The organism is Streptomyces sp. NPDC111656, assembly GCF_055656965.1.
Genome location: NZ_JBVKCA010000017.1, coordinates 217,547 through 241,452 on the forward strand (window position 1 = coordinate 217,547; position 23,906 = coordinate 241,452).

Sequence of the window (23,906 nt, forward strand, 5' to 3'; positions counted from 1 at the left end):
GGTGCCAGAACATCGGCTCCTGCTCAGACGGCTCCGGGCAGCAGACGCATGCGTTCCGTCGCGACCGAGGCAGGCGATCGGGTGGCGTGACGCCGAAGTCATACCCGGCGGAGTTCGATCCGTCCTCCCACCCCGGACCCGACCGGCTGGACCGAGTACGGCCTCGGGCCCCGCCGACAGCACCCTGCCCCTCCACCCCCGGCTCCGACGCCGTCACCGCCTGCTCTCCCCCGCTGGTCTCCGAGGAGTACTCACGTGAACGTCGCACGCCTGCTGTCGGACACCGCGGTCCGGCACCCGGATCGCCCCGCCCTGCGACTGGACGACGGGGTGATGTCGTACGCCGCGCTGGACGAGCGAGCGGGCCGTGCGGCCGCGTATCTGCGCTCGCGCGGCGTCCGGCCGGGCGACCGCGTCGCGCTCGCTCTGCCCAACGTCCCTGCCTTCGCCGTTCTGTACTACGGCGTCCTGCGCGCGGGCGGCATCGTCGTACCGATGAATCCGCTGCTCAAGCGGCGCGAGGTCGACCACTGTCTGTCGGACTCCGGCGCCGATGTGCTGCTCGACGAGGACCTCGGTGAGGAACTGGCGACCCACGAGCCGCTGCTCGAAGTCGTTGAGCGCGATCCAAACGACACCGCGGTCCTCATCTACACCTCGGGCACCACGGGACAGCCCAAGGGAGCCGAGCTGACGCATGACAATCTGCTGCGCAACGTGGAGGCCTCCAACTCCAGCCTGCTGCGGCTGACTTCCGAGGACGTCGTCTTCGGCGGCCTGCCACTCTTCCACTCCTTCGGCCAGACCGTCACCCTCAACTGCACGGTGGCGGCTGGTGCGTGCCTGACACTGCTGCCACGCTTCGATCCGGCCGAGGCTCTGTCGATGTTCGTACGGGACAAGGTCACCGTCCTTGCCGCGGTCCCCACGATGTACGCCGCGCTGCTGCGTGATCCGTCTCCCACCGCCGGGCACGTCAGTCGGTTGCGGCTCGCCGTTTCCGGTGGGGCAGCGCTGCCCGTCGAGATCCTGCTCGGCTTCGAGGAGGCCTTCGACTGCCCGCTGTTGGAGGGCTACGGCCTCTCCGAGACCTCACCGGTGGCGACTTTCAACCGCGTCGAGGGGCCGCGCCGCCCCGGCACCATCGGTCTGCCGATCGAGGGCGTGCGGGTCCGTATCCAGAGCGGGGACGGCCGGGAGCTGCCCGATGGGCAAGTGGGCGAGGTCGCGGTCAGCGGACACAACGTCATGAAGGGCTACTGGAACCGGCCCGAGGCGACGGCCGAGGCGATCCGGGACGGCTGGTTCCGCACCGGTGACCTCGGCGTCCGGGACGGCGACGGCGTGTTCCGGATCGTCGGCCGGAGGAAGGAAATGCTGATCCGCGGTGGCTACAACGTCTATCCGCGGGAGATCGAGGAGGTGCTGTACGAACATCCGGCCGTCGCCGAGGCCGCCGTGCTCGGCACCCCGCATCCGGAGTTGGGCGAGGAAGTGACAGCCGTGGTCGCACTCAAGCCCGGCCACGAGGGAACCGACCCCGACGAGCTGCGGGAGTTCGTCAAAGCGAGGGTCGCCCCGTACAAGTACCCGCGTCTGGTGAGGATCACCGACGCGCTGCCCAAGGGGCCGACCGGCAAGATCCTCAAACGGGAGATCACGCCGCCGTCCCTGCGATCGTCCGTATCCGCCGCAAGCAAGGAGAGCGCACAATGAAGTACCGCTCCCTGAGAGCCGCCGTACTCACCCTGATCACCGCCCTGGCCGCACTGAGCGGACCGGCCGCTCCCGCCCAGGCATCCGATCCCGGCCTGCCCCGCCTCAACATCACCGACACCTACGTCACCGGAATCTCCTCGGGCGGCTTCATGGCCTCCCAACTCCAGGTGGCCTACTCCGGAACGTTCAAGGGCGCGGGTGTCTTCGCCGCAGGGCCCTACTACTGCGGCAAGGGTGGCATCGTCGAGGGCCTGATCGCCTGCGGCACCGGGCTGATCTCCACCGACCCGGAAGGCATAGAGCAGATCGCCCGCCGCTGGTCGGCGGAAGGGAAGATCGATCCGGTGTCGAACCTGTCGGGCACGCCGGTCTACACCTACCACGGCACGAAGGACCCGCTGGTGCGGGAGTCGGTGAGTGACGCAGGGGTCCAGTTCTACCGGGACTTCGGCGCCCGCACGGCGTACCACGACAGCGATCCGGCGGGCCATGGCTGGCCCACGCCCAACGCTCCCCTGTCCTGCGGGACCACCTTCTACCCCTTCCTCATCAACTGCGGGGACGACCCACAGGGCGAAATGCTCGGCCACTGGCTGGGGACCCTGAAGGCACCGGCCGCCACCCAGTCCGGCACGCTGAGCCGGCACGACCAGGACCGCTACGTCCCGGGCGGCTGGGCCCAGTGGTACAGCATGGGCAGCAGCGGCTACCTCTACACGCCCACCTCCTGCGCGGCGGGCGCGGCCTGCAAACTGGTCGTCGCCCTGCACGGCTGCCTCAGCGACAACAAGTTCGTCGGCAGCCGCTTCGCCCGTGAATCCCATCTCAATGAGTACGCGGACACCAACAACCTGGTGATCCTCTACCCGCAGACCGACATCAGCCTCCTGCGCGGCAACCCACAGGGCTGCTGGGACTGGTGGGGTTACACGGGCAGTGACTACGCCCAGAAGTCGGCACCGCAGATGCGCACGATCGTCAACGAGGTCCACGCGCTGGGCGGTTGACCGCTGCACTGCCTGAACAAATCCGGGGGCATGCGTGTTCGCTGGGCTCGGTGGTACCTCGTCAACAGCCACCCCGCGCAGAGAGCCTGAGGCGGATGACGGCTCGGAGGCGATCTCGGCGATCAGCCCGCGGACGCGTGACTTGTGCTCGTCGCGCGTCGGGCGGACTGCGCCCGACGCGGCACGTGGGTCGAGCACATCCCATCGGCCGGTCGACCGCTGCCGGTTCACTTCCGCGCGCGGTGCTCTCGGAACAGGGCCTTGCGGGCCGCTTGCAGGAGCCACACCTCGGCCCGGGTGTACGACCGGACGTTGTCGTCGACGAGGGTGAAGATTCCGGCGTCGCCGAAGTAGAACCAGAGGATGTCCGAGGCCTCGTCGGCGCTCATGCCGTCACGGAAGGCGTCGAAGATCGGCAAGGCGCTCTGCCACGAACGCCGCGTAGGCGCGGTGCCGGGTGGTTCCGGTGGCCAGACCTTCGGCGGCTGTGGCGTCGTGGGGTGCGGGGGCGGTGACGGCGCGCATGGTGGCGCCGTCATCCCGCCGCACCTCGCGGCTGAGCCGGGACTTCCGCAATCCACCGCACTCGACGCGGCCGTCGACGGGGGGCTACGCGGAGAGATCATCGACCCCATGGTGTGGGCGCAGTCCTTGGTCTTGGGGGACGCCGCCGTCACGGAGCTCCCCTTCATCCGGTCCGACTCGCGGACGACGCCGCTGTCCTCGACGTCATCTCGGGCGGCCGCTTCGACCTCGGTGTGGGGCTCGGATGGCGGTCCGAGGAATTGGCCGGTTACGGCGTCGGCAAGCGGACCAGGGGCGCACGTTCCGGCGAGTCGCTGCGGATCGTCCGGCGCTTGTGGCGGGGCGAAACGGTGACCTTCCGCACCGCCAGAGTCGTCGGCAGCGCACGGCAGTGGTTGGTCGTCTCCGAGGCCCCCGAACGCACCTTCGCGCATCACGCCCCCGACCTCATGTACCGGTACAACTCCAACCCGGAAGTGCTGCAGGGAACCGGTATGAGCCGCCCGAACCCGCACACGCGGCCGCCGCCCTGCCCCCGTCGGCACGCTCTTCGCCGCCTTCCTCTGCTACAACCCCGTCAAACAACTATTCGGCCCCCACCTGCTCGCGCAGCTGTCGCCGGCCGACGCCCGTACCGTGACCGGACGGGAGTTCTTCCCGCACCCGATGTCCGGCCCCTTCCACGACGGCCTGATCGTGGTCTTCGCCCTCGCCATCGCGATGTCCTTGGTAGCCGCCGCCTCACTGATACAAGGCAGCACCAAGCCCGACTCGTCCCGAGAAGACACACTCAGAAGTCGAAGTCGGTGGACCGCAGGGCCAACGTCGCGCCTACCGCGCCCAGCAGCCGGGCGGGCAGTCGGCGCAGTCGGGCCTGGTGTGCGGCGACCGCGCTGTCGAGCTGCTGTCGGGGGTAGAGCCTGCCCTGGGCGACGACGGCGAGCAGGCCCTTGTCGGGGCTGATCGCGGTGGTCGGGTCGTCGCGGTAGACAAGCAGGTCGGCGGGCGCACCGGCACTGAGGAGGCCCAGGTCGGGCTCACCGAGGGCGGGGCCGAGGACCTTGGCGTTGCCGCGGGTGGCCAGGTGCCACACCTCGGCGGGGGCGATACCGGCCCGGGCGAACAGCTCCATCTCGGTGTGCAGCGCGGCGCCCGGAACGGTGAACGGTTGGGGCGAGTCGGTTCCCAGGTGCAGGCGGACCCCGGCCGCATGCAGGTCGCCGATCAACCGGAGCTTCTGGTCGAGGGTGCGGGCGACGCGGGCGAGCCGCGCCTCGTCGACGTTGCGGTAGACGGGGAAACCGCGGGTGGGGTGCCAGAGCTGGTTGGCGTACAACGGTGGCAACAAAGCAGTGGCCGGGGCGCGCTTGGCCTTCGGGTAGTCGTGGTACGACAGCAGCATTTCGGTGGCCACCACGGTGGGGGTGTGGGCCAACCCGTGGGAGAGGCTGTTGCGGACGACCTCGTCGAGGCGACGCTCGTCGACGTGCTGCCAGTCCGTAGCCCGGCACACGACCGTGTCGGCGGAGAGATCGGCCGGGTCGGGCACACCGAAGAAGTGCTGTGTGTCGGGGAGCAGTGCGTGCTCGTGACGCAGGTGACTGGGGACGTGCCCGATCACCCCGAGGCCACGTTTCTCCGCGGCGACGACCAGCGCGGCGATGTCCTCGGGCTCGAGGCCCTCGTAGGACTTGATCCACTGGTTGCCCGCGTCGGCGATCCGGGCCACCAGGTCGTCGGCCTGACGCGGGCCGGCCAGCTGGAGGCTGTTGGGCCAGCGGGTGCGGCCGCGGGTGACGAAGGATCCGGCTGTGGAAAGACGCGGCCCGGGGTAGCCCTGTTCCATGGCGCGCCGGGCGGTGGGCCCGGACGTGCCGTCGGAGTCACCCGCGTCGCGCAGGGCGGTCACTCCGTGCGCCAGGTGGGTCAGCAGCGACGCTTCGGTGACGTGCAACGGGCTGCCGGGCGCGAGGTGGGTGTGCATGTCGACGAGGCCCGGCACGACGTATGCGCCGCGGTACTCCTCCAGCACGCGGTCGGCCGCTGACCGCGGGTCGGTCCGCAGCGCGGCGATGCGGTTGCCGCGGACGGCCAGGACGGCGTGGGGAGTGCTGTGCTCTGCGGGCTGGACGAGGGTGACGTCGGGGAGCGCGAACGGTCCGGTCACGGCGGTGGGAGTGTTCATGAGCTGTCGTTCCTCGGGTGGTGTCCTCAGACGGCGGTCTGGGCGGTGTATGCCGAGGCCAGGAGCCTGGTGCGAAGGTCCACGGTGGTGGCGGCGTCGACGGCGGTGCCGGCCAGTGCGGCCGCGCCCTGCAGGACCGCGCGGTCAGCCACGGCAGTGTTGCCGAACGCGGCGAAGTCGGCCTGGTGCGGCACGGCGGGGAACGAGTCCAGGCCGATCGCGGGGTGGAGCGAGGGGATGGCGTGCGAGACATTGCCCATGTCGGTGGCGCCGGCGGCACGGCGAACCAGCTCCGGGTCGAGGTGGGGGAACACCCGGCCGTTGGCGGCGGCGTTCTCCCGGTAGAGCGCGAGCAGTGCCTGGTCCTGGCGCAGCTCGGCGTAGGCGGGGTGGTACCTGTCGATCTTCACGGTGGTACCCGAGGCGAGTGCGCCGGCCTGGAAACAGTTGTGCACCCGGGGCTCCAGCTGCTCCAGCTCGGCGAGGTTCTGGGCGCGGATCATGTACTCGGCCGTGATGTGGTGCGGGGTGACGTGGGGGGCGTCACCGCCGTGGCGGATGACGCCGTGGACGCGGTCGGTGGCGCGCATCTGCTGGCGCAGGAGGCCTATGGCGGTCTGGGCGACGGTCATACCGTCCAGGGCGTTGAGGCCGTTCTCGGGGAACATCGAGGCGTGGGACTCGCGACCGGTGTACTCGACGTCGAAGTGCGACATCGCAAGAGTGGTGACATCGGCCACGTCGAGAGGTGCGGGGTGGGCCATCATCGCGGCGTGGACGCCGTCGAAGGCTCCCCGCTGCATCATGAGGATCTTGCCCCCGCCGAGTTCCTGGGCGGGCGTGCCGATGACCTTCACCGTCAGTCCGGCCTCGTCGGCGACCCGGGCGGCGGCGATGGCCGCGCCCGTGGACAGTGCGGCGATCACGTTGTGACCGCAGGCGTGCCCGATCCCTGGCAGTGCGTCGTACTCCGCGACGAAGGCCACCTGCAGCGGACCCGACCCATAGCTGGCCACGAACGCGGTGGGCAGGTCACAGACGCCGACCTCGACCGAGAAGCCGGCTCCCGCGAGCAGGTCGGTGAGCCAGGTGGCGGCCTTGACCTCCTCGAAACCCTGCTCGGGGTTGGCGTGGATCTCGTGGCTGAGCCGGAGCAGGTCGTCTTCGACCTCGGCGATCCGTTCGGCGATGCCCTGCTTGATGTACATGTCGGACTCCTTACAGATGACCCGCTGGTGTGTCGCCACGATAGATCCGATCGGTTCAAATTCCAAACTTTATGAACCGAACGGTTGCATCACTTGCCGTCCAGGCTCGCACGGTCGGGCCGCGTTCTACGATGGCCCGCATGAACGAAACCAGCGCCGCTCCGCCGGACGCCCGGCGCGCTCGCCACGAACCGCGACGCCGCGAACTGCTCGACGCCGCCGTCACCTATGTGATGGAGCACGGCCTGGACGGCCTCTCCATCCGGCCGCTGGCCACGGCGCTCGGTATCGGACACCGCACCCTGCTGTACTACTTCGGGTCCAAGGAGGACCTGGTCGCGGAGATCCTGGCCGAGTTCCGCTGTCGCGACCGGCACGTGTTGGACGTGCACGCCGCGATCATGGCGACCAACGGGTCATGGCGAGCCATCGACGCGGTATGGGAGGTCATGTCCGAGGAGCGCCTGTTGACCTACTGGCGGTTCTTCTTCGAGGCCTACGCCTACGCCCTGCGCGAGCCGGAGCGCCACGCCGCCTTCCTGGACGGCATCGTCAGCGACTGGCTCTCCGTCATCGAACGCCACCTGGTGGGGGCCGGCTGCGACCCCGCGCGGGCGACACCACTGGCCGGCCTGGTCCTGAGCGCCTTCCGCGGCCTGATCCTCGACCTGGTCGCCACTGGGGACCGGGAGCGCGTGACGTCCTCAGCCCGGGAACTGGCCGGACTGGTCCGCAGCACCCTTGATTGATCCATTCGGTTCACATAACTCATCATGTGAGCCGTTCGGTTCCGACACTTGCCTTAACCTCGCGCAGCACCCCCTGGCCTGACCACGGCCGACGTGAGGCTGGTGCTGGGGAGACGCGGCAGCCGACAGCCCTACCGCATGACCACCCTTGGCCCTACCAACCCGACCCTCCGGCCCCCGGCCACAGGGCGGCCGAGCGCGAGTCCCGCCACACCATCAGGCACGTGATCCGGGACCGTCCGCAGCAGCCGGACTCCCCCACTGCACACTGGCCGAGCCCAAGTGGACCAAGAAGCTCACGGGGTCTTGAGCGCTGCGACGGACGGAGCCGCCAGAGGACCGCCATGGCCGACGTACACGGCGGTCGGCCCATGGCCGGCGATGACACGCATGCTGCGTGCGGCGGCGTCCAGGTCGGTGGCGAACATCGGCTTGCGGGCGATCCGGGCTCGCATGAGGCCGCCGGACAGTGCGTCGCCGGCCAGGATGCTGTTGTCGGGGAGGAGGACGCAGACGGATCCTGGGGTGTGGCCGGGGGTCACGAAGGACCGGCCGATTCCTCCGTGGCGGGTCAGGTCCTCTTCGTCGGCGAGGATGATGTCGGGCTCGATGGCCGGGATTTCGGCCTTGGCCAGCATGACTTTCATGAGCCGGGGCATCACGCTGGTCGGCCGCAGGGCGACCCGGCCGCCGCGCCGGAGCTGGTCGGCGTCGTCGCGGTGGATGGCGACGGGCGCTCCGGTGGCCTCGCGCAGGGCGAGCGCCGAACCGCTGTGGTCGGCGTGGTGGTGGGTGAGCAGGATGAGTTTGACGTCGGCGGGGCGCAGGCCCGCGTCGGCGATCCGCTGGAGCATCGCGGGGGCTCGCCCGGCGACGCCGGTGTCCACGATCATGGCCCCGTTCTCGTCGGTGACGAGGAAGGCGGACGAGGCGACGTTCTTGACGGTGTAGACGGTCATGGCTTCTCCCTGAGAGGTGGCACTGTCGAGGTGCGAGGGCATGCGGGTCGTTCCGAGTACGGCTCGGGGCGGGGCTTGCCGGGGCCGGCCGAAAGCGGTCGGCTCTCCGGTCGGCCGGGCGCTCATGCGTCGGGTCATCCACCGGTGGCCGCAGCCCGTGCGGACGGTTCGCGGTGGCGGGTCGAGGGAGGCGTCGTGAGGTGCAGAGCCGGCAGGCCGCGCCGGCGGATCATCAACTCGGCGATGACGATGTTGGGCAGCCAGCACAGGAAGGGCAGGGGGGCATAGGCCTGCGTAAGGATGACGGGGAAGGGGTCCGCGCCGTGCGCGAAGGGCACCTGAGTGAAGATCAGCACTCCGAACCAGGACCGCAGGGTGACCGCCGCGTAGGTAAGCGCGAAGTTGCGGATCATCCAGGCCTGATGGCTACGGATGTCACGCTCGCGGATGGCCTTGTAGCCGCGCCATGCCGTCCATCCCCACAGCACCGCCAGTGAACCGAAGCCGAAGAAGCCCAGCAGGCCCACCGAGCTGAACATCGACATCACGAACGCGGAGACCGCGCCGATGGCGACGCTGACCAGGTACGCGCGGCCGACGCCACGGTGGACCTGTATGCGGCGGCTGCGCAGCCGCCGGGAGAACTGCCACGGGCCCAGCACCAACGCCAGCCCGGCGGACACGATGTGGACATAGAAGGCCACGCGGATCGGCAGCGCCCGGGAGGCATAGTCGTCCGCGAGCCCGACGTGCTGGTGCGCCAGGGAGTCGAGCGTGCCCTGGGCGTACTGGCCTACGAAGTAACCGGTGATCGCCAGCGAGGAGAGGACCACCCAGGCCCAGCTCCACTGCGAACGCCCCAGCCGGGAACGCCCCTTGGCGGGTGCGGGGGGTGCGATGGAAGTCATCCGAACTCCTCGTGTTCTCATGCCGCCCCGATGTGAACGGCTCTAACATAGCAGTCAATGTTAGAATCGGTAACATAGATTGAGTGGAGGGCAGCGGTGACACGGACGACGTATCATCACGGCGCATTGCGGCAGGTGCTGATCGACGGGGCCCGGGAGATCCTCGCGGAGCGAGGGCATGAGCAGTTCAGCCTCAACGAGGTCGCCCGCCGGGCCGGTGTGAGTACCGCCGCGCCCTACCGCCACTTCAGCGGCAAGGACGAGTTGCTGGCCGCGGTGGCCGACCAGGGTTACGCCACCTTGCACGAGAGTCTTGAGAGGGTGGCGGCGGAAACGGCCGATGTGCGCGAGCGGTTGCTGCATCTGGCCGGGGCGTACGTGCGCTTCGCGCACGACCATCCCGACCTGTTCGTGACCATGTTCCGCGGCCGGTCGGGCACGAGTCCGGTCGGCGTCGAGTCCTTCGAGGTGCTCCTTGGGGCCGTCGTCGACGCGCAGACGGCGGCGCTCATTCCGACGAAGCCGTCGCCGGAGCTGATGGCCAGGTCCATCTGGGCCACTCTGCACGGACTTGCGGTACTCCGCCTGCGCCAGCCCCACCAGAGGTTCGGCATGGACGAACCTCCCGAAGACCTCGCCACCAGCACCCTGTCGGCGATGTTCGGACTGTAGCGGGGCCGTCCGTCGGGGCCCTCAGGCCTCGACGACGTACGTGCGGGGAGCAGTCACTCACGCGTCCCTGCGCGTGCCGGGTGAGTCTGAACTGCCGCCGAGGACGTTGTCGATGTAGGCCGCGAGCGACGAACGCAGGCCTTCGGGCGTCATCTTCTGATCGTCGATCAGGTGCGCCACGAGGTCGGCGCGGATGGCGGCCAACAGGGCGTGGGCGGTGAAATCCGCGTTGTGGACGCCGGGCACCTGATCCAGCGCCGCACGGAGGATTTCGTGCCACCAGCCGTAGTGCTCGGCCTGGTAGGGGCTGCTGAGCCCGGCATCCTCCGCGGCCGTCATCAGGTTCCGGTTCTCGATCTTGAAGCGCAGGGAGGCATCAAGGAGGTCCAGCACCAGCTGCCGCGGTGAGGATCCGGCTGCGTCCTGCGCTTCCCGCACGGCTTGCTGCAGGGGGTCGAGGCGGGAGGCGATCACCGCGCCGATCAGGCCGGCGCGGTCGCCGAAGCGGCGGAAGAGCGTGCCCTTGCCCACACCCGCGGCCGCGGCGATGTCGTCCATCGACACACTGTGGGGGCTGCTGCTGGCCGCGAAGAGGGCGTCGGCGGCAGCCAGGACGGCTTCTCGGTTGCGCAGGGCGTCCGCGCGTTCTGTGCGCTGGGCCACGGGGCCTCCTTGGTCTTCGGCCTGTCCCGGCCCCCGGGAATGATATGCGGTGGGTTCGCGTGAGTGGCGGCTCGCGCCCGGCTGCGCCTCCCGCGCACAGGGGCGGCAGCCGAGCGTTCCGCGTGACGGGCAACGCGTCAGATCGTGTCGTCGAGCCAGTCGAAGATACGCGCAACCGCCAGACGGAGGGCACCCGGGTGGCAGTGGGCGTCGCCGCCTTCCTCCTCGGTGAAGCTGAGAAGCGTCTTCGGCGCGGTGAGGTGCCGGTACAGCTTGCGCGGATCGGATTCCTCGGCTGTGGAGTAGAACAGGTCGTCGGTCGCCTCGCACACCAGCACGGGGCAGGTGATCTTCCCGGCACTCCCGTCCTTGAAGCTGTAGCGGGCATACTCGGCCAGGAACTCGCGGTCGTTCGAGGTCCTCGTGACGTAGCGGCCGTGGTCGAAAGCCCAGCGCAGGATCGGCCTCCGCGCCCGGGCGTCGGCGATCAGGCGGTCCATGTCCTCGTCGTACTCGGCTGCGGCGCGCCGGACGGCTTCTTCGTGCGGCAGCGGAAGGTGCGCGGTCAGGGCGGAGACGGCGTCGAAGACACCGTCGAGGGCGACGACGGCTGCCAGGCGCGGCTCGTAGGCGGCCGCGCGGGGCGCGAGGTAGCCGCCGAGGCTGACGCCGAGCAGCGCGATGCGGGCGGGATCGACACCCGGGTCCTGGGTGAGGAAGTCCAGGACGGGACCGACCACGTTCTCCCAGTCCGGCCGGAAGGCCCGCCCGTCCCGGTGGATGGCTGCGGGCTGCCCCGGGCCGTCGAACGTCAGGACGTGGTAGCCGCGTTCCTGTCCGCCGAGGGCGCCGGAGAAGTGCAGTTCCTCGGCGGCGCCGTCGAATCCGTTGTGCATCACCACGGCCGGCCTCGGACCCTCGCCCGCCGCCCGGTAGAAGTAGCCGTGCAGCACGGTGTCCTCGTAGGGGATCTCCACGGGCGTGACGCCCGGGAAGTGGGCGATGGCGTCGCGGAAGCAGGAGACGCCGCGCTCGTAGGCGTGGTCGATGCGCGGGTCCTCGGGGTGACCGTGGAGGAAGAACTCGGCCGCCCGGTAGTAGCTGGAGGCGCGCAGCAGTCCGTCGCGTGCGCTGACGGAGTGGCTTCCCCGTGCCTCGGCCTCCAGGCGTTCGGCGGTGGAGAGCCAGGCGTCGTGCCAGCTGTCGTAGTCGCCGGGAGTGACGCGGGAGGCGGTGGCGATGACCTCGCCGACGTCCGAGCCCCCGTAGGCGGCGAGACCGAGGTTGCGCAGGGTCTCGAACCAGAAGGGTGGATCGTCATGGAACATCAGCTCTTTCATGACAACTCCCGTTCGGCGAAGGCGCGGAACGTGCCCGGGGGGCGGCCGGTGAGGCGCTGGACGGTGTCCGAGGTACGGTCCTCCGCGCCGTCGGCGATGGCACGGTCCATGCCGGCCAGCATGGTGGCGAACTCGAGCGGTATCTCCGCCGCCCAGCGATCGCGCAGCTGCTCGAACGTCAGATGCCGGTGTACGACGGGTCGGCCGGTGACCTCGGTGATGATCGCGGCGACATCGTCGTAGCTCAGCGCCTGCGGCCCGGTCAGGATCAGGTCGGCGTCGGGGGCCTGCTCGTCGGTCAGGGCGCGTACGGCGACGGCGGCGATGTCCTCCGCGTCGACGAACCCGACGCGGCCGTCTCCCGTGGCAGTCAGGATGGCGCCGTCCTCGCGGATGCTGCGCGCGTGGGGGGTGAAGCCGGCGAAGTTCTGCATGAACCAGGACGGCCGCAGCACCGCCCACTGCTCGAACAGGCCGGGCAGGGCCTGGTGGACCTGTCCCACCGCAGGACCACCCGCGGGGATCGCCGATGAGCTGAGCAGCACCGCGCGGTGCACGCCTGCCGATCGGGCCTGACGGAGGAAGGGCAGCATGACCGCGGCCGGGTCCGAGGAACCGATCGGCGGGATGAGGTAGACGCGGTCGACGCCGGCGAGGGCCTCACCGAAGGTCGCGGGCTCGTTCCAGTCGAAGCGGACAGCCTCCGCACCCTCCACCGGGGTGGCGCTTCGTCCGGCCGCCTTGACGCGGTGGCCCTCGGCGACCAGCCCGGCGACGACACGGCTACCAGTGGTGCCGGTGGCTCCGATGACCAAGGTGGCGCCGGGGGCGTTCATCGGTTGGCTCCTACGAAGTCGGCGCCCGGCTGCTGAACGGCGAGGGGGTTCCAGTAGTCGCGGTAGGAGGTGATGCGTCCGTCCCTGACCGTGACCACGGCGATGTAGGTCATGTCGAAGGGGCTGTCCGTCTCGACCAGGCGGCCGACTCCGCGCATCTCCACCACGATCGTCTCGGGGACGGTGGTCTGGTGGATCGTCACGTCGGGGAAGTCGTGGATGTCCACGTGGTCGGGGTAGTGGCGCATGTAGTCCCCGATGGCCTGCCGGCCCTCCAACCGCTCCGGCCAGCCCTGGGGCGCGAAGGGGAACTCGAGGACGCCGGCCTCGTCCCACAGGTCCACCCAGCCGGGGATGTCCTTCTCCACCAGCAGTCGCAGACCGTGGCGGTAGAGCTCCGCGGCCGTCATTGGCATTGCCATGATCAAGGTTTCCGTTCTGCTCGAAGACACGGCGATCCCAGCCCGTGGGGTACGGCCACTCGTCACAAGGAGCGCGCTATCCAGTGATGACGGTTCGCCGCCGTGGGACACCCGAATGAAAGCGGACCGACAGTCCGTATGCACTGGAGCATACGGACCGCCAGTCCGCTTCGCAAGCCTGAGCGCGACCGGTAACGCCGACGGGTCACGGAGGGGCGATACGGGGCGCCAGCGCGGCGGCATCGACTCCCGACAGCTCCTGCAACGACCGTCCCCGCGGTTCGATGCGGAAGAAGTACGTCACCAGGAAGCCGAGCACGCTGGTGACCGCCACGCCGTAGAGCAACAGGCTCTCGCCGAGCCGCGCCAGGAGCACCGGGAACAGGAAGGTGCCCAGGGCCGCGCCCAACTTGCCGCACCCGGTGGCGAAGCCGTGGCCGGCGGCTCGCATTTCGGAGGGGAACACCTCGGCGGGCAGCGTGAAGGTGGTGGAGTTGGGACCCAGATTCATGAAGGTGTTGAACAGGGCGAACCCGACCACGACCATGGAGAGGTGGGCCTGCGGTCCGCCCGGCAGTTGGGCGCTCCCGGCCAGGATGCACAGCGCGAGGGCCATGACACCGAATCCGGTCAGCTGCAGCGGTACCCGGCCGACCCGGTCGACCAGCACGATGGCCAGCCAGAAGCCGATGACCAGGAAGACGTCCAGCAGGGCGGTGCCCTTGGTAGAGGCGATGTCATCGGCGATGAAGGTGCTGTTGGCACCGGCCAGTGCGAACGAGGCCAGCAGGGTGGGGGTGAAGATGCCCACGCCGTAGGTGGCGATGTCCATCAGGAACCAGGGCACCGCGGTGAAGATCGTGCGCCGCCTCCACCGTCGGGAGAACAGTTGCGGCTGGAGGAACGCACGGAACCCCTCCGGGGGACCCTCCTGGCGTTCCCGGTCGGCACCGGTCACCGTCACGGGTACACCGGCGAGTGCCCGACCGATCCCGCAGGCTTCCTCCTCGCGTCCGTTCTGGGCGAGCCAGCGCGGACTCTCCGGCACCGCGCGCCGCAGCCAGATGATCAGGAGGGCGGGCAGCACGCCGAAGCCCAGCATGATCCGCCAGGAGTCGACCTCCGGCCGGACGTTGAGGACCACGACACCGACCACCGCGCCGAGCAGGATCCCGGCCGCCTGCAGACTGAACGCGCCCACCAACCACCGCCCGCGGTTCTTGGACGGCAGGATCTCCGCGAGGTAGCCGGCGGCGATGGGATAGTCGAGTCCGACCGCCAGCCCCAGAGCGAATCTGAACGCCGCCAGCGACCAGGGGTCCCAGGCGAGGGTGCACAGCACCGAGAAGACGACGAACATCCACAGGTCCAGCCGGAAGATCCGGCTACGGCCGATCCGGTCCCCCAACGGTCCCAGCAGCGCGGCGCCGAACATCGCACCGACGATCGCGGCAGCCGAGATCAGTCCCTGCAGGGCGGAGCCGACCGCGAAGTCCTTGGCGACCAGCGGATTGGCCACCCCGATGATGAAGAAGTCGAAGCCGTCCAGCAGGATGCCCAGTCCCGCCAGCAGCCAGAACCGGACATGGAACCGGGACATCGGCGCGCCGTCCAGCGCCTCACCCAGCGGCATTGCACGAACAGCAGCATGGTCGATCGCCGTCGCGGAATCGGTCGACAAGACGTCCCTCACTCGAGCACGACATTCCAGGAATCCCCCGGAAGATCGTGCGGGAGCCGACCCGCCGCCACCATCGCCACGGACAGGTGGCGGACCGCGACGCTCGAACGGATTACCTCCTCTCCCCCATTCGACCGCCTGACATCCGCATGGCGGGGGCAACCCTCTGACCAGCGGGTTCCGCACGGGCGCGCCGGGAATTCTCGTCACCCCGGGGATTCTCGTGAAGTTGGTGCGTTGTTCACCCGAACTCCGGGCGGCGGCCGGACAGTACGGCATCAATCCATGTCAGTCCCCCAAGGAGTTGCGCCTGATGCCGAGCACCACGCCCGCCGAGGTCCGTACCATCCCAGCGGGCGGCAGAACCGCACCACCCGGAGGCCACTCGCTGAGGTTGGACATCCAGGGGCTGCGCGCGGTGGCCGTCACGCTCGTGGTGCTCTCCCACGCCGGGGTGCCTCAGGTCAGCGGCGGATACGTCGGGGTCGACGTCTTCTTCGTGATCTCCGGCTTCCTCATCACGTCGCTGCTCCTGCGCGAACTCGCCACCACCGGTCGCTTGTCGGTCCGCACCTTCTACGCCCGCCGTGCGCTGCGGCTGCTGCCCGCTTCGTCCCTGGTCATCGCGGTCACACTGGCCGGGTCATGGCTGTTCCTGTCGAAGGCGCGGCTCGCCGAGTACGCGGGCGACGCCCTCGGCAGCGCGCTGTACGCGGTCAACTTCCGGCTGGCGGCGGCCGGTACGGACTATCTCGCCCAGAACAGTCCGCCTTCGCCGTTCCAGCACTTCTGGTCGCTCGCCGTGGAGGAGCAGTTCTACCTGGTGTGGCCGCTGCTCCTGCTGCTCAGCTGGCGGGCCGCCCGCGGCCGGCGCCGACCGATCGCGCTGGTGCTCGGGGCGCTGTGCCTGGGATCGTTCGTGGTCAGCGTCCTGGTGACGAACTCCTCGGCGCCCTGGGCGTACTTCGGCTCTCCCACCCGGGGCTGGGAGCTCGGCGCCGGCGCGCTGCTTGCGCTGGCCACGGCCCGGCTGGAACGGCTGCCCGCCGCCCTCGCGGCCCCGCTGACCTGGCTCGGCCTGGCCTGCGTCGCGCTGGCGGCGGTCTGGTACGACGACCAGACGCCCTTCCCGGGCTACCACGCCCTCCTGCCGGTCCTCGGCGCCGCGCTCGTCCTGGCCGGCGGCTGCGCGCCCGCCTCGCACGGCGCGGGGTGGCTGCTCGGGCGGCGGCCGATGGTGTGGCTGGGCGGGCTCTCGTACGGCTGGTACCTGTGGCACTGGCCGCTGCTGGTCGTAGCCCCGGTGGCGCTGAGCCGTACGGACGGCACCGCCGGGGTGCCGCTCGCGCTCGGGCTGTGCGCGGTCGCGCTGGGCCTGGCCTGGCTGACACTGCGCCTCGTCGAGAACCCGGTCCGTTTCCACCGGGCGTTCCGGGGACGGCCGAACCGGGCCCTGGCGCTCGGCATCGGGCTGTCGGCGGGGGCGACGGTGCTGGCGCTGACGGCGGCGGCGGTCCCGCCGACGATCGAAGTCGGCGGCCCCGCGCCCGTACTGGCGCAGGAGCTGGCCGGCGCGCCGGACCCGCAGGCGCGGCTGGCCGAGCTCCTGGCCGCGTCCTCCGGCAGCCTGCCGAACAACCTCACCCCGGCCCTGCCGAAGGTGAAGTCCTCCCGGTCCGCGGTCTATCGGGACGGCTGCCACGTCGACTACGACAGCACGCGGAATCCGCCGTGCGTCTACGGCAACCGCGCCTCCTCCCGGACCGTCGTGCTCTTCGGCGACTCCCACGCGGCCCAGTGGTTCCCGGCTCTGCAGGGTCTCGCGACCGCGCGCGGATGGAAGCTGGTCTCACTGACGAAGGCCTCCTGCAAGGTCGCCGGCGTGACCATCATCAACCGCCACAAGCCGTATACGGCCTGCGACACCTGGCGTTCCCACGCCGTGGCGAGGATCAACGCCCTTCACCCTGCCCTGGTGGTCGTCTCCTCCTCGGACGCGGGCGACCCCGCCGAGCCCGCCGCCGACACCCTGCGGCAGTGGACCACCGGCTTCGAGGACACCTTCCGGGACCTCAGCACCTCCGGCGCCCATGTGGCCGCCCTGCTCGACACCCCGTGGCCCAAGGGCGACCCGGTCGACTGCGCCGCCGACAACTCCCTGCAACTGCACGCCTGCGCGAACCACCTGCCGGACGCGATCCACGATGCGACCCGCCAGTCCGCCGTCCGCGACGCCGCCGCCGCGACCGGCATCACGGTCATCGACCCCCGACCCTGGGTCTGCGCGATCCGCACGGGCATCTGCCCCGTCGTCGTCGGCAACACCGCCGTCTACCGCGACGAAAGCCACCTCTCCGAGGCTTACGCCGCGGCCCTCGCCCCCGTCCTCGCCGACTCCTTGGACCGCCTCGTCAGTTCGTCCTGAGTACACGGGGCGATTGAAACCGTTCAATCGCCCCCGCCTCGGACGCGTCAGGCTCCACCGAAAGCGCGTGCCCACCCGGCAGCTCGGCAAGAAAATCCCGCACACTCATTGACCTCCATCCCGCACGCCCCTACGTTCACCGCCGTGAATCGATTCATCGCTTCTACGTGAGGGGCCCCAGTGATCAGCAGGAGGAACTTCCTGGCGGCATCGGCGGCCACCACGGCCGCGGCCGTCGCCGACACCGGATCAGCAGTGGCCGGGGCGGCGTCCGCACCAGCCCGAGCGGGAGCGCCACGCGGTGCCCTGCGCATCACCACGCCCACCGTCGAGTACGTTCGGCACCCCCTGGGCCTCGACGCGCAACACCCACGGCTGAGCTGGCCGATGGCCTCGGACGAACCGGGGGTGCGCCAGAGCGCCTATCAGATCCGTGTCGCCTCCAGTGCGTCGGACCTCTCGCACCCGGATGTCTGGGACAGCGGGAAGGTCACCTCCGGTGAGTCCGTACTCGTGCCGTACGCGGGCCCCCAACTGAAGCCGCGGACGCGCTACTTCTGGTCCGTACGTGTCTGGGACGCCAAGGGCGACGCCTCCGCCTGGAGCGCGGCGGCATGGTGGGAGACGGGCCTCATGGGCGCCGCACAGTGGTCGGCGGAATGGGTCTCGGCCCCTCCGGCTCTCACCGACGCGCCCTCGCTGGAAGGCAGCGCCTGGATCTGGTTCCCCGAGGGCGAGCCGGCCAACAGCGCGCCCGCGGCCACTCGTTGGCTGCGTCGCGCCTTCGATCTCCCGGGCGGCGTCACGGCGGCGACCCTGGCGATCACCGCCGACAACGTGTACGCCGTTTCCGTGAACGGCACCGAGGTGGCCCGTACCGACCTGGCGACGGACAACGAGGGCTGGCGCCGGCCGGCCGTGATCGACGTCCTCGCTCAGGTGCGTTCCGGGAAGAACGTCCTCGCGGTCTCGGCGACCAACGCGACCGAGGGACCCGCGGGTCTGGTCGCCGTCCTCGTCCTGCACACGGCATCCGGCGAACAGCGGATCGTCACCGACGACTCCTGGAGATCGACGGACAAGGAGCCCGCCGCCGACTGGCGCGAGGCGGACTTCGACGACAGCGGCTGGCCGGCGGCGAAGGAGGCCGCCGCCTGGGGAGCCGGGCCTTGGGGGCGGGTCGTCCCGGCGTCGTACGCGGCCAACCAGCTGCGCCACGAGTTCAGGCTCCCGGGCAAGAAGGTGGCCCGTGCCCGCCTGTACGCCACGGCTCTCGGCCTGTACGAAGCCCACCTCAACGGCCGCCGCGTGGGCCGCGATCAGCTCGCTCCCGGCTGGACGGACTACCGCGAACGCGTCCAGTACCAGACGTACGACGTCACCACGCTCCTGCGGCCCGGCGCCAACGCCGTCGGCGCGTACGTGGCTCCGGGCTGGTACGCGGGCAACGTCGGTATGTTCGGACCCCATCAGTACGGCGAACGCCCCGCGCTGCTGGCGCAGTTGGAGGTCGAGTACGCCGACGGGACGAGTGAGCGCATCGTCTCGGGCACGGACTGGCGGGCCGCGTCCGGACCGATCGTCTCCGCCGACCTGCTGGGCGGCGAGACGTACGACGCGCGCAAGGAGACCTCCGGCTGGACCTCACCCGGCTTCGACGACCGTACCTGGCTCGACGTCCGCGCCGCGGGCGACGCCGCTCCCGACCTGATCGTCGCGCAGGTGGACGGCCCGGTCCGGGTGGCCGGGGAACTCACGGCAAGGACGGTGACCGAACCGGAGCCGGGCGTCTTCGTCTTCGATCTCGGCCAGAACATGGTCGGATCGGTGCGGCTGCGCGTCTCGGGCGAGGCGGGAACGACCGTACGTCTGAGGCATGCCGAGGTGCTCAACCCGGACGGCACCCTCTACACCGCGAATCTGCGCACTGCCGCGGCCACCGACACGTACACCCTCAAGGGTGACGGCGAGGAGACGTACGAGCCGCGCTTCACCTTCCACGGATTCCGCTACGTCGAGGTGACCGGGTTCCCCGGCACTCCCCCGGTGACGGCCGTGACCGGCCGCGTCATGCACACCTCCGCGCCCTTCACCCTCGAATTCGAGACCGACGTCCCGATGCTCAACAAGCTGCACAGCAACATCACTTGGGGGCAGCGCGGTAACTTCCTGTCCGTCCCGACGGACACACCCGCGCGCGACGAGCGCCTGGGGTGGACGGGCGACATCAACGTCTTCGCGCCCACGGCGGCGTACACGATGGAATCGGCCCGCTTCCTCACCAAGTGGCTCGTGGACCTGCGCGACGCGCAGACCCCGGAGGGCGCCTTCACGGACGTGGCACCCATGGTCGGCACGGTCGGCAACGGTGTCGCCGGCTGGGGCGACGCGGGCGTCACGGTCCCCTGGTCCCTGTACCAGGCGTACGGAGACCGACAGGTCCTGGAAGACGCCTGGTCCTCCGTCCAGGCCTGGCTGAAGTACCTGGAGAAGAACAGCGACCACCTGCTGCGGCCGGCCGGCGGGTACGGCGACTGGCTGAACGTCTCCGACGAGACCCCCAAGGACGTCATCGCCACCGCGTACTTCGCGCACAGCGCCGACCTCGCGGCCCGCACGGCCAACGAGCTCGGCATGGACTCCGCCCCCTACCTCGACCTCTTCGAGCGCGTCCGCACCGCTTTCCAGAACGCCTACGTCACCGCCGACGGCAGGGTGAAGGGCGACACGCAGACGGCCTATGTCCTCGCCCTGTCGATGAACCTGCTGCCGGACGCGCTGCGCAAGGCGTCGGCCGACCGCCTCGTCGCGCTCATCGAGACCAAGGACTGGCACCTTTCGACGGGCTTCCTCGGTACACCCCGGCTGCTGCCCGTCCTCAGCGACACCGGCCACACCGACGTCGCCCACCGGCTGCTTCGGCAACGCTCCTTCCCCAGCTGGGGCTACCAGATCGACAAGGGCTCCACCACGATGTGGGAACGCTGGGACTCCATCCAGCCCGACGGCAGCTTCCAGACCCCGGACATGAACTCCTTCAACCACTACGCGTACGGCTCGGTGGGCGAGTGGATGTACGCCAACATCGCCGGCATCTCGGCGGGCCGGCCCGGCTACCGGGAGATCGTCATACGCCCCCGCCCGGGCGGCGGCGTCACCTCCTCCCGCGCCACGTTCACCTCCGGCTACGGCCCGGTCTCCACGCGGTGGCGGCAGCGATCCGACGAGTTCGTCCTGAGCTGCGCCGTGCCTCCCAACACGACCGCGGAGGTGTGGGTCCCCGGGGAAGACCCGGAGGCGGTGATCCACACCCCCGCGACGTTTCTGCGGACGGAGGACGGCTACGTGGTGTACCGGGTCGGCTCCGGCGACCACCGTTTCACGACGTAGCGCGCACACGGGGCTGCCCGCGGCCCCGGTCACCAGTAGTGGCGGCGACCACCGACAGCGTGTCCGGCAGCCCCGAGGATCCACAGGACGAGTCCGATGATCACAAGGATCACGCCGATCGTCCAAAGAATGCTGATGCCCGTGACGAAACCGACGACGAGCAGAATGATGCCGAGGACAAGCATTGCAACCTCCCGCAATGGGCCCCCCTCGTCACCTCCGTGTACCACCGCAGGGCAACTCCTAACGCGGTTGCGGCAGGCGATTAATGCGGTTGCGGCAGGCGATCGGCGGAACTATCCGGCTCCTGCGGCGGGGGTGGGATCTTCGCGGGTACGAGTTCGGTGAGCAGGAGCGTACGGTCGTCCGCTCCGTCGTTGGCGGCCGACGTGCCGTGCAGCAGCCGCCGGCACAGGGACTCCAGGGTGTCCGGGCCGGTGACGCGGTCGGGGTCGTCCCCGTCCGTGTCGAGAAGGCCGGCGAGGCGGGCGATGCCCTGGTCGATGTCGGCGTGGCGGGACTCGACCAGACCGTCGCTGTAGAGCAGGAGCAGCACCGGGTCGGGCACGTGCACAACGGTGGGTTCGTACGTCCCCATGCCGAGTCCGAGGGGCAGGCCTGGGCTGGTGAGAGTGACCGGCCCGGTCCGTCCGCCCGGATCGCGGATCAGCGGGGGCGGGTGGCCGGCTCCGACGAAGGTGCAGATGCGGCGCCTCGCGTCCCACTCGGCGTACATGCACGTGGCGAAGGAAGCTCCGGGCGTGTCACAGGCGAGCGCGTCGAGACGGTGCATCAACTCGGCCGGGGTGATGTCCAGTCCCGCCAGGGTACGGACGGCGGTGCGCAGCTGGATCATGGCGACGGCCGATTCCGGACCGTGCCCCATGGCGTCCCCGACGATCAGACTGACGCGGCCTCCCGACCGGGGCAGCACGTCGAACCAGTCACCGCCGATGATGTTGTCGCGCCCGGCGGGAAGGTAACCGTGGGCGATACGACATCCCTCGAACGCCTGCTCGGTGGCGGGGAGGAGGCTTCGGCGGATGGCCAGTGCCGTACGGCGCTCGCGTTCGTACCGGCGCGCGTTGTCCAGGGCCACACAGGCGCGCGCCGCCAGCGACTCCACGGCCTCGGCGTCGAGGGGCAGGAAGGGCGCCTGGTCCGGGCCGCGCGTGCAGGCGATGAATCCGACGGCGATACCGCGCAGATGCATCGGGACGACGAGGAAGGAAGCCGTGCGCAGGAGGACGTCCATGCGGGCGTCGCCGCCACCGGAGGTGCTGAGCCGCGCGGAGGTATGGGCGTCGACCGTGTCGAGCAGTTGCGTATCGAGGGTGGCGATGGCACGCGTGTAGGGCGTCCCGCGCGGAAAGACGATGACCTCGCCGACCGGCAGCAGCCCCTCCCAGTCCTCGGGCGCGTCCGTTCCGATGCGCAGCGCCAGTCGGCGGGCCTCGATCTGCCGTGGTTCCGCGGAGGCGTACGCGTTCTCCTCCAACAGCCAGCGCTCCAACAGGTAGACGGAGGCCGCGTCGCAGAACCCTGGCGTCAACGCGTCGACGACATGGCTGCCGGTCAGGCGCAGGTCGAGTTCCGAGCCGATGGCGTCGGCCGCAGGGGAAAAGACCGGCGGACGGCGTGAACGCGCGGTGGCGGGTTCGTCGTCCATGGGACAGTGCACTTCGTTCCGCAGGGTTGTGCCTTTCCGGTGGCGCGCGGCTTCGGCAGCGTGGCCTGGGCATCGTCCCGCCACACATGGTCGGCAACTATATGATGGAGCGTCAAGATCAAGGACATGACAGGGAGTTGAGTTGGCCGACAACGACGGTCTCCCGCAGGGGATCGATCCCGACAAGGCGAGCGTTGCCCGGATGTACGACGCGATGCTCGGCGGACAGCACAATTTCCCCATAGACCGGGAGGCGGTGGCGGCCTTCACGGCGATCGACCCCCAGGTGCGCACGCTGGCGCGGGCCAATCGCGCCTTTCTCGGCCGGGCCGTGCGTTTTCTGGTCGAGGCCGGGGTACGGCAGTTCATCGACCTCGGATCGGGCATCCCGACACAGGGCAACGTGCACGAGGTGGCACAGGCGGCCAGCCCGGACGTCCGGGTGGTCTACGTGGACAACGACCCGGTGGCCGTGGCCCACAGCACCGCCCTGCTCGCCGACAATCCCGGTGCGGACATCGTCGACGCCGACATCCGCCGGCCGGCCGACGTCCTGTCGTCCCCGCAGGTACGGAAGCTGATCGACTTCGAGCAGCCCGTCGCGGTGCTGATGATCACGATCCTGCACTTCATCACGCCCGAGGAGAACCCCGCCGGCATCGTGGCCGCGTTCCGGGACGCCCTGCCCGAGGGGAGCTGGCTGACACTCACGCATGCCACGAACCAGGATCGCCCGGACACGGCCGCCGCCGTGGGGCAGCTGTACCGGTCCAAGGCCACATCCCCGGTCACCGCCCGCTCCCGCGGCGAGATCCGGGATCTCTTCGACGGCTTCGACCTCGTGGAGCCCGACCTGGTCTACGTACCCCTGTGGCGCCCGGCCCCGGACGACCACATCCCGGAGAACCCGTCGGAGTACTGGGTGTACGCGGGCGTCGGCCGCAAGCGTGCGTGACGGGGCCAAAGGCCAGGGTCAAAGGCCAGGGGTCAGCAGAGGTCAGAGGGGGTCCGACGACAGATCGCGACGTCGGTCGGACATCGGCGGCGTGTCGTTGCCACCGCCCGCCCGTGACGTCCGGTCGGTGGGAGAGGTCCACTCGGCGCTCGGATGGTCAGGAGCATGTGGACCGAGGACTTCGGCGACCGCCGCATACACGTGTTGCCGGAGCGGGTCGGGAAGCGGATCTCCGTTGACGGCGCCGACCAGGTCTTCGGCGACATGGTGGACTTTGGTGTTGGCGTGCTGGGACACCTCGACCAGTACGTTCCAGGCGTCGGCGGCACTCAGGCCGAACGAGGCCATCAGGACTCCCCGGGCCAGATCGATGACCGGCCGGGTCTGCATGGCACGTTTGAGCTGGACGACTTCGGTGCGCAGGTCCTGCTCGGCGTCGTCGCTCAACCCGTCCTCCTTGTGCGCTCGGTCGTTCTTGCCGGGATGCCTGTCACGGCCGTCGACAGTCCGCCGATCGACCGCGTAGGGGCTTCGCACAAGGAGCGCTGGAGTGGGTGCTCGGTGTCGACGTCACCGGAGATCGCGGCGGCCGC

At 69.9% G+C, this 23,906-nt stretch carries 21 protein-coding genes and 1 pseudogene; 8 read left to right on the forward strand and 14 right to left on the reverse strand.

The features are described 5' to 3' along the window. Window positions 1-255 precede the first annotated feature (255 nt). Both ACZ7M3_RS38765 and ACZ7M3_RS38770 read left to right on the forward strand, forming a co-directional pair. Window positions 256-1,716, forward strand: coding sequence for a long-chain-fatty-acid--CoA ligase (locus ACZ7M3_RS38765; RefSeq protein ID WP_472069859.1), 1,461 nt, complete (start codon window positions 256-258; stop codon window positions 1,714-1,716). After that, complete coding sequence (locus ACZ7M3_RS38770; RefSeq protein ID WP_472069861.1) at window positions 1,713-2,726, forward strand: extracellular catalytic domain type 2 short-chain-length polyhydroxyalkanoate depolymerase; 1,014 nt, start codon at window positions 1,713-1,715, stop codon at window positions 2,724-2,726. The genes ACZ7M3_RS38765 and ACZ7M3_RS38770 overlap by 4 nt, the downstream gene beginning before the upstream one ends. 227 nt (window positions 2,727-2,953) lie before the next feature. On the opposite strand, the gene ACZ7M3_RS38775 is transcribed toward ACZ7M3_RS38770, so the two are convergent. Beyond that, on the reverse strand, window positions 2,954-3,115 hold the full coding sequence (locus ACZ7M3_RS38775) for a hypothetical protein (protein WP_472069863.1): 162 nt from the start codon (window positions 3,113-3,115) through the stop codon (window positions 2,954-2,956). Window positions 3,116-3,119: 4 nt separating this feature from the next. After that, window positions 3,120-3,302 (reverse strand): hypothetical protein, encoded by a 183-nt coding sequence (locus tag ACZ7M3_RS38780; protein WP_472069865.1) that lies wholly within the window; start codon window positions 3,300-3,302, stop codon window positions 3,120-3,122. Window positions 3,303-3,364: 62 nt separating this feature from the next. On the opposite strand from ACZ7M3_RS38780, the pseudogene ACZ7M3_RS38785 reads away from it, so the two are divergent. Continuing rightward, window positions 3,365-3,601: pseudogene (locus ACZ7M3_RS38785) on the forward strand (LLM class flavin-dependent oxidoreductase); the annotation flags it as partial. A 440-nt stretch (window positions 3,602-4,041) separates the two neighbouring features. On the opposite strand, the gene ACZ7M3_RS38790 reads toward ACZ7M3_RS38785, so the two are convergent. Together ACZ7M3_RS38790 and ACZ7M3_RS38795 are read right to left on the reverse strand one after the other, a co-directional pair. Continuing rightward, window positions 4,042-5,436 (reverse strand): amidohydrolase family protein, encoded by a 1,395-nt coding sequence (locus tag ACZ7M3_RS38790; protein ID WP_472069867.1) that lies wholly within the window; start codon window positions 5,434-5,436, stop codon window positions 4,042-4,044. Window positions 5,437-5,462: 26 nt separating this feature from the next. Beyond that, window positions 5,463-6,644 (reverse strand): M20 family metallopeptidase, encoded by a 1,182-nt coding sequence (locus tag ACZ7M3_RS38795; RefSeq protein WP_472069869.1) that lies wholly within the window; start codon window positions 6,642-6,644, stop codon window positions 5,463-5,465. 140 nt (window positions 6,645-6,784) lie between these two features. Here ACZ7M3_RS38795 and ACZ7M3_RS38800 point away from each other — a divergent pair, with 140 nt between their 5' ends. Then, the gene (locus ACZ7M3_RS38800; RefSeq protein ID WP_472069871.1) at window positions 6,785-7,393 is read left to right on the forward strand and encodes a TetR/AcrR family transcriptional regulator; all 609 of its coding nucleotides are present in this window, start codon (window positions 6,785-6,787) and stop codon (window positions 7,391-7,393) included. A gap of 296 nt (window positions 7,394-7,689) precedes the next feature. Here the strand turns inward: ACZ7M3_RS38800 and ACZ7M3_RS38805 are convergent, their stop codons facing one another. Next, window positions 7,690-8,352: an MBL fold metallo-hydrolase gene (locus ACZ7M3_RS38805; RefSeq protein WP_472069873.1), complete on the reverse strand. Its 663-nt coding sequence runs from the start codon at window positions 8,350-8,352 to the stop codon at window positions 7,690-7,692. 134 nt (window positions 8,353-8,486) lie between these two features. Then, window positions 8,487-9,260: a DUF2306 domain-containing protein gene (locus tag ACZ7M3_RS38810; protein WP_472069875.1), complete on the reverse strand. Its 774-nt coding sequence runs from the start codon at window positions 9,258-9,260 to the stop codon at window positions 8,487-8,489. Window positions 9,261-9,395: 135 nt separating this feature from the next. Between ACZ7M3_RS38810 and ACZ7M3_RS38815 the strand changes: the two genes are divergently transcribed. Beyond that, window positions 9,396-9,932 (forward strand): TetR/AcrR family transcriptional regulator, encoded by a 537-nt coding sequence (locus ACZ7M3_RS38815; RefSeq protein ID WP_472069940.1) that lies wholly within the window; start codon window positions 9,396-9,398, stop codon window positions 9,930-9,932. Window positions 9,933-9,989: 57 nt separating this feature from the next. Here ACZ7M3_RS38815 and ACZ7M3_RS38820 read toward each other — a convergent pair whose 3' ends face one another. From ACZ7M3_RS38820 to ACZ7M3_RS38840, 5 genes are all read right to left on the reverse strand, one after another. Then, window positions 9,990-10,595, reverse strand: a complete 606-nt coding sequence (locus ACZ7M3_RS38820; protein ID WP_472069877.1) for a TetR/AcrR family transcriptional regulator — start codon at window positions 10,593-10,595, stop codon at window positions 9,990-9,992. 137 nt (window positions 10,596-10,732) lie between these two features. Further along, window positions 10,733-11,935, reverse strand: a complete 1,203-nt coding sequence (locus tag ACZ7M3_RS38825) for an alpha/beta hydrolase family protein (protein WP_472069879.1) — start codon at window positions 11,933-11,935, stop codon at window positions 10,733-10,735. Then, window positions 11,932-12,771 (reverse strand): NmrA family NAD(P)-binding protein, encoded by an 840-nt coding sequence (locus tag ACZ7M3_RS38830; protein ID WP_472069881.1) that lies wholly within the window; start codon window positions 12,769-12,771, stop codon window positions 11,932-11,934. The genes ACZ7M3_RS38825 and ACZ7M3_RS38830 overlap by 4 nt, the downstream gene beginning before the upstream one ends. Then, window positions 12,768-13,193 (reverse strand): nuclear transport factor 2 family protein, encoded by a 426-nt coding sequence (locus ACZ7M3_RS38835; RefSeq protein WP_351296821.1) that lies wholly within the window; start codon window positions 13,191-13,193, stop codon window positions 12,768-12,770. The genes ACZ7M3_RS38830 and ACZ7M3_RS38835 overlap by 4 nt, the downstream gene beginning before the upstream one ends. 205 nt (window positions 13,194-13,398) lie before the next feature. After that, window positions 13,399-14,874, reverse strand: a complete 1,476-nt coding sequence (locus ACZ7M3_RS38840) for an MFS transporter (RefSeq protein WP_472069883.1) — start codon at window positions 14,872-14,874, stop codon at window positions 13,399-13,401. Between the two features lie 313 nt (window positions 14,875-15,187). On the opposite strand from ACZ7M3_RS38840, the gene ACZ7M3_RS38845 reads away from it, so the two are divergent. Then, window positions 15,188-17,299 carry an acyltransferase family protein gene (locus ACZ7M3_RS38845; protein ID WP_472069885.1) on the forward strand — a complete coding sequence of 704 codons (2,112 nt, stop codon included), beginning with the start codon at window positions 15,188-15,190 and terminating at the stop codon, window positions 17,297-17,299. Window positions 17,300-17,479: 180 nt separating this feature from the next. Next, window positions 17,480-20,689 (forward strand): alpha-L-rhamnosidase, encoded by a 3,210-nt coding sequence (locus ACZ7M3_RS38850; RefSeq protein ID WP_472069887.1) that lies wholly within the window; start codon window positions 17,480-17,482, stop codon window positions 20,687-20,689. Window positions 20,690-20,718: 29 nt separating this feature from the next. Here ACZ7M3_RS38850 and ACZ7M3_RS38855 read toward each other — a convergent pair whose 3' ends face one another. Next, window positions 20,719-20,874, reverse strand: coding sequence for a DUF6131 family protein (locus ACZ7M3_RS38855; protein WP_095856802.1), 156 nt, complete (start codon window positions 20,872-20,874; stop codon window positions 20,719-20,721). A gap of 80 nt (window positions 20,875-20,954) precedes the next feature. Further along, a complete protein-coding gene (locus ACZ7M3_RS38860) occupies window positions 20,955-22,358 on the reverse strand; it encodes a PP2C family protein-serine/threonine phosphatase (RefSeq protein WP_472069889.1) in 1,404 nt (467 codons plus the stop codon). A gap of 142 nt (window positions 22,359-22,500) precedes the next feature. Between ACZ7M3_RS38860 and ACZ7M3_RS38865 the strand changes: the two genes are divergently transcribed. Then, window positions 22,501-23,313 (forward strand): SAM-dependent methyltransferase, encoded by an 813-nt coding sequence (locus ACZ7M3_RS38865; protein WP_472069891.1) that lies wholly within the window; start codon window positions 22,501-22,503, stop codon window positions 23,311-23,313. Window positions 23,314-23,355: 42 nt separating this feature from the next. Here ACZ7M3_RS38865 and ACZ7M3_RS38870 read toward each other — a convergent pair whose 3' ends face one another. Further along, a complete protein-coding gene (locus tag ACZ7M3_RS38870; protein WP_472069893.1) occupies window positions 23,356-23,760 on the reverse strand; it encodes an ANTAR domain-containing protein in 405 nt (134 codons plus the stop codon). Between the last annotated feature and the right edge of the window lie 146 nt (window positions 23,761-23,906).

What these genes read in the sequence shown, in the direction of transcription:
- ACZ7M3_RS38855 (WP_095856802.1), bottom strand. Translation starts at nt 20,874, where the DNA reads ATGCTTGTCCTCGGCATCATTCTGCTCGTCGTCGGTTTCGTCACGGGC.
- ACZ7M3_RS38825 (WP_472069879.1), bottom strand. Translation starts at nt 11,935, where the DNA reads ATGAAAGAGCTGATGTTCCATGACGATCCACCCTTCTGGTTCGAGACC.
- ACZ7M3_RS38790 (WP_472069867.1), bottom strand. Translation starts at nt 5,436, where the DNA reads ATGAACACTCCCACCGCCGTGACCGGACCGTTCGCGCTCCCCGACGTC.
- ACZ7M3_RS38805 (WP_472069873.1), bottom strand. Translation starts at nt 8,352, where the DNA reads ATGACCGTCTACACCGTCAAGAACGTCGCCTCGTCCGCCTTCCTCGTC.
- ACZ7M3_RS38835 (WP_351296821.1), bottom strand. Translation starts at nt 13,193, where the DNA reads ATGGCAATGCCAATGACGGCCGCGGAGCTCTACCGCCACGGTCTGCGA.
- ACZ7M3_RS38830 (WP_472069881.1), bottom strand. Translation starts at nt 12,771, where the DNA reads ATGAACGCCCCCGGCGCCACCTTGGTCATCGGAGCCACCGGCACCACT.
- ACZ7M3_RS38770 (WP_472069861.1), top strand. Translation starts at nt 1,713, where the DNA reads ATGAAGTACCGCTCCCTGAGAGCCGCCGTACTCACCCTGATCACCGCC.
- ACZ7M3_RS38845 (WP_472069885.1), top strand. Translation starts at nt 15,188, where the DNA reads ATGCCGAGCACCACGCCCGCCGAGGTCCGTACCATCCCAGCGGGCGGC.
- ACZ7M3_RS38860 (WP_472069889.1), bottom strand. Translation starts at nt 22,358, where the DNA reads ATGGACGACGAACCCGCCACCGCGCGTTCACGCCGTCCGCCGGTCTTT.
- ACZ7M3_RS38795 (WP_472069869.1), bottom strand. Translation starts at nt 6,644, where the DNA reads ATGTACATCAAGCAGGGCATCGCCGAACGGATCGCCGAGGTCGAAGAC.
- ACZ7M3_RS38775 (WP_472069863.1), bottom strand. Translation starts at nt 3,115, where the DNA reads ATGAGCGCCGACGAGGCCTCGGACATCCTCTGGTTCTACTTCGGCGAC.
- ACZ7M3_RS38810 (WP_472069875.1), bottom strand. Translation starts at nt 9,260, where the DNA reads ATGACTTCCATCGCACCCCCCGCACCCGCCAAGGGGCGTTCCCGGCTG.
- ACZ7M3_RS38800 (WP_472069871.1), top strand. Translation starts at nt 6,785, where the DNA reads ATGAACGAAACCAGCGCCGCTCCGCCGGACGCCCGGCGCGCTCGCCAC.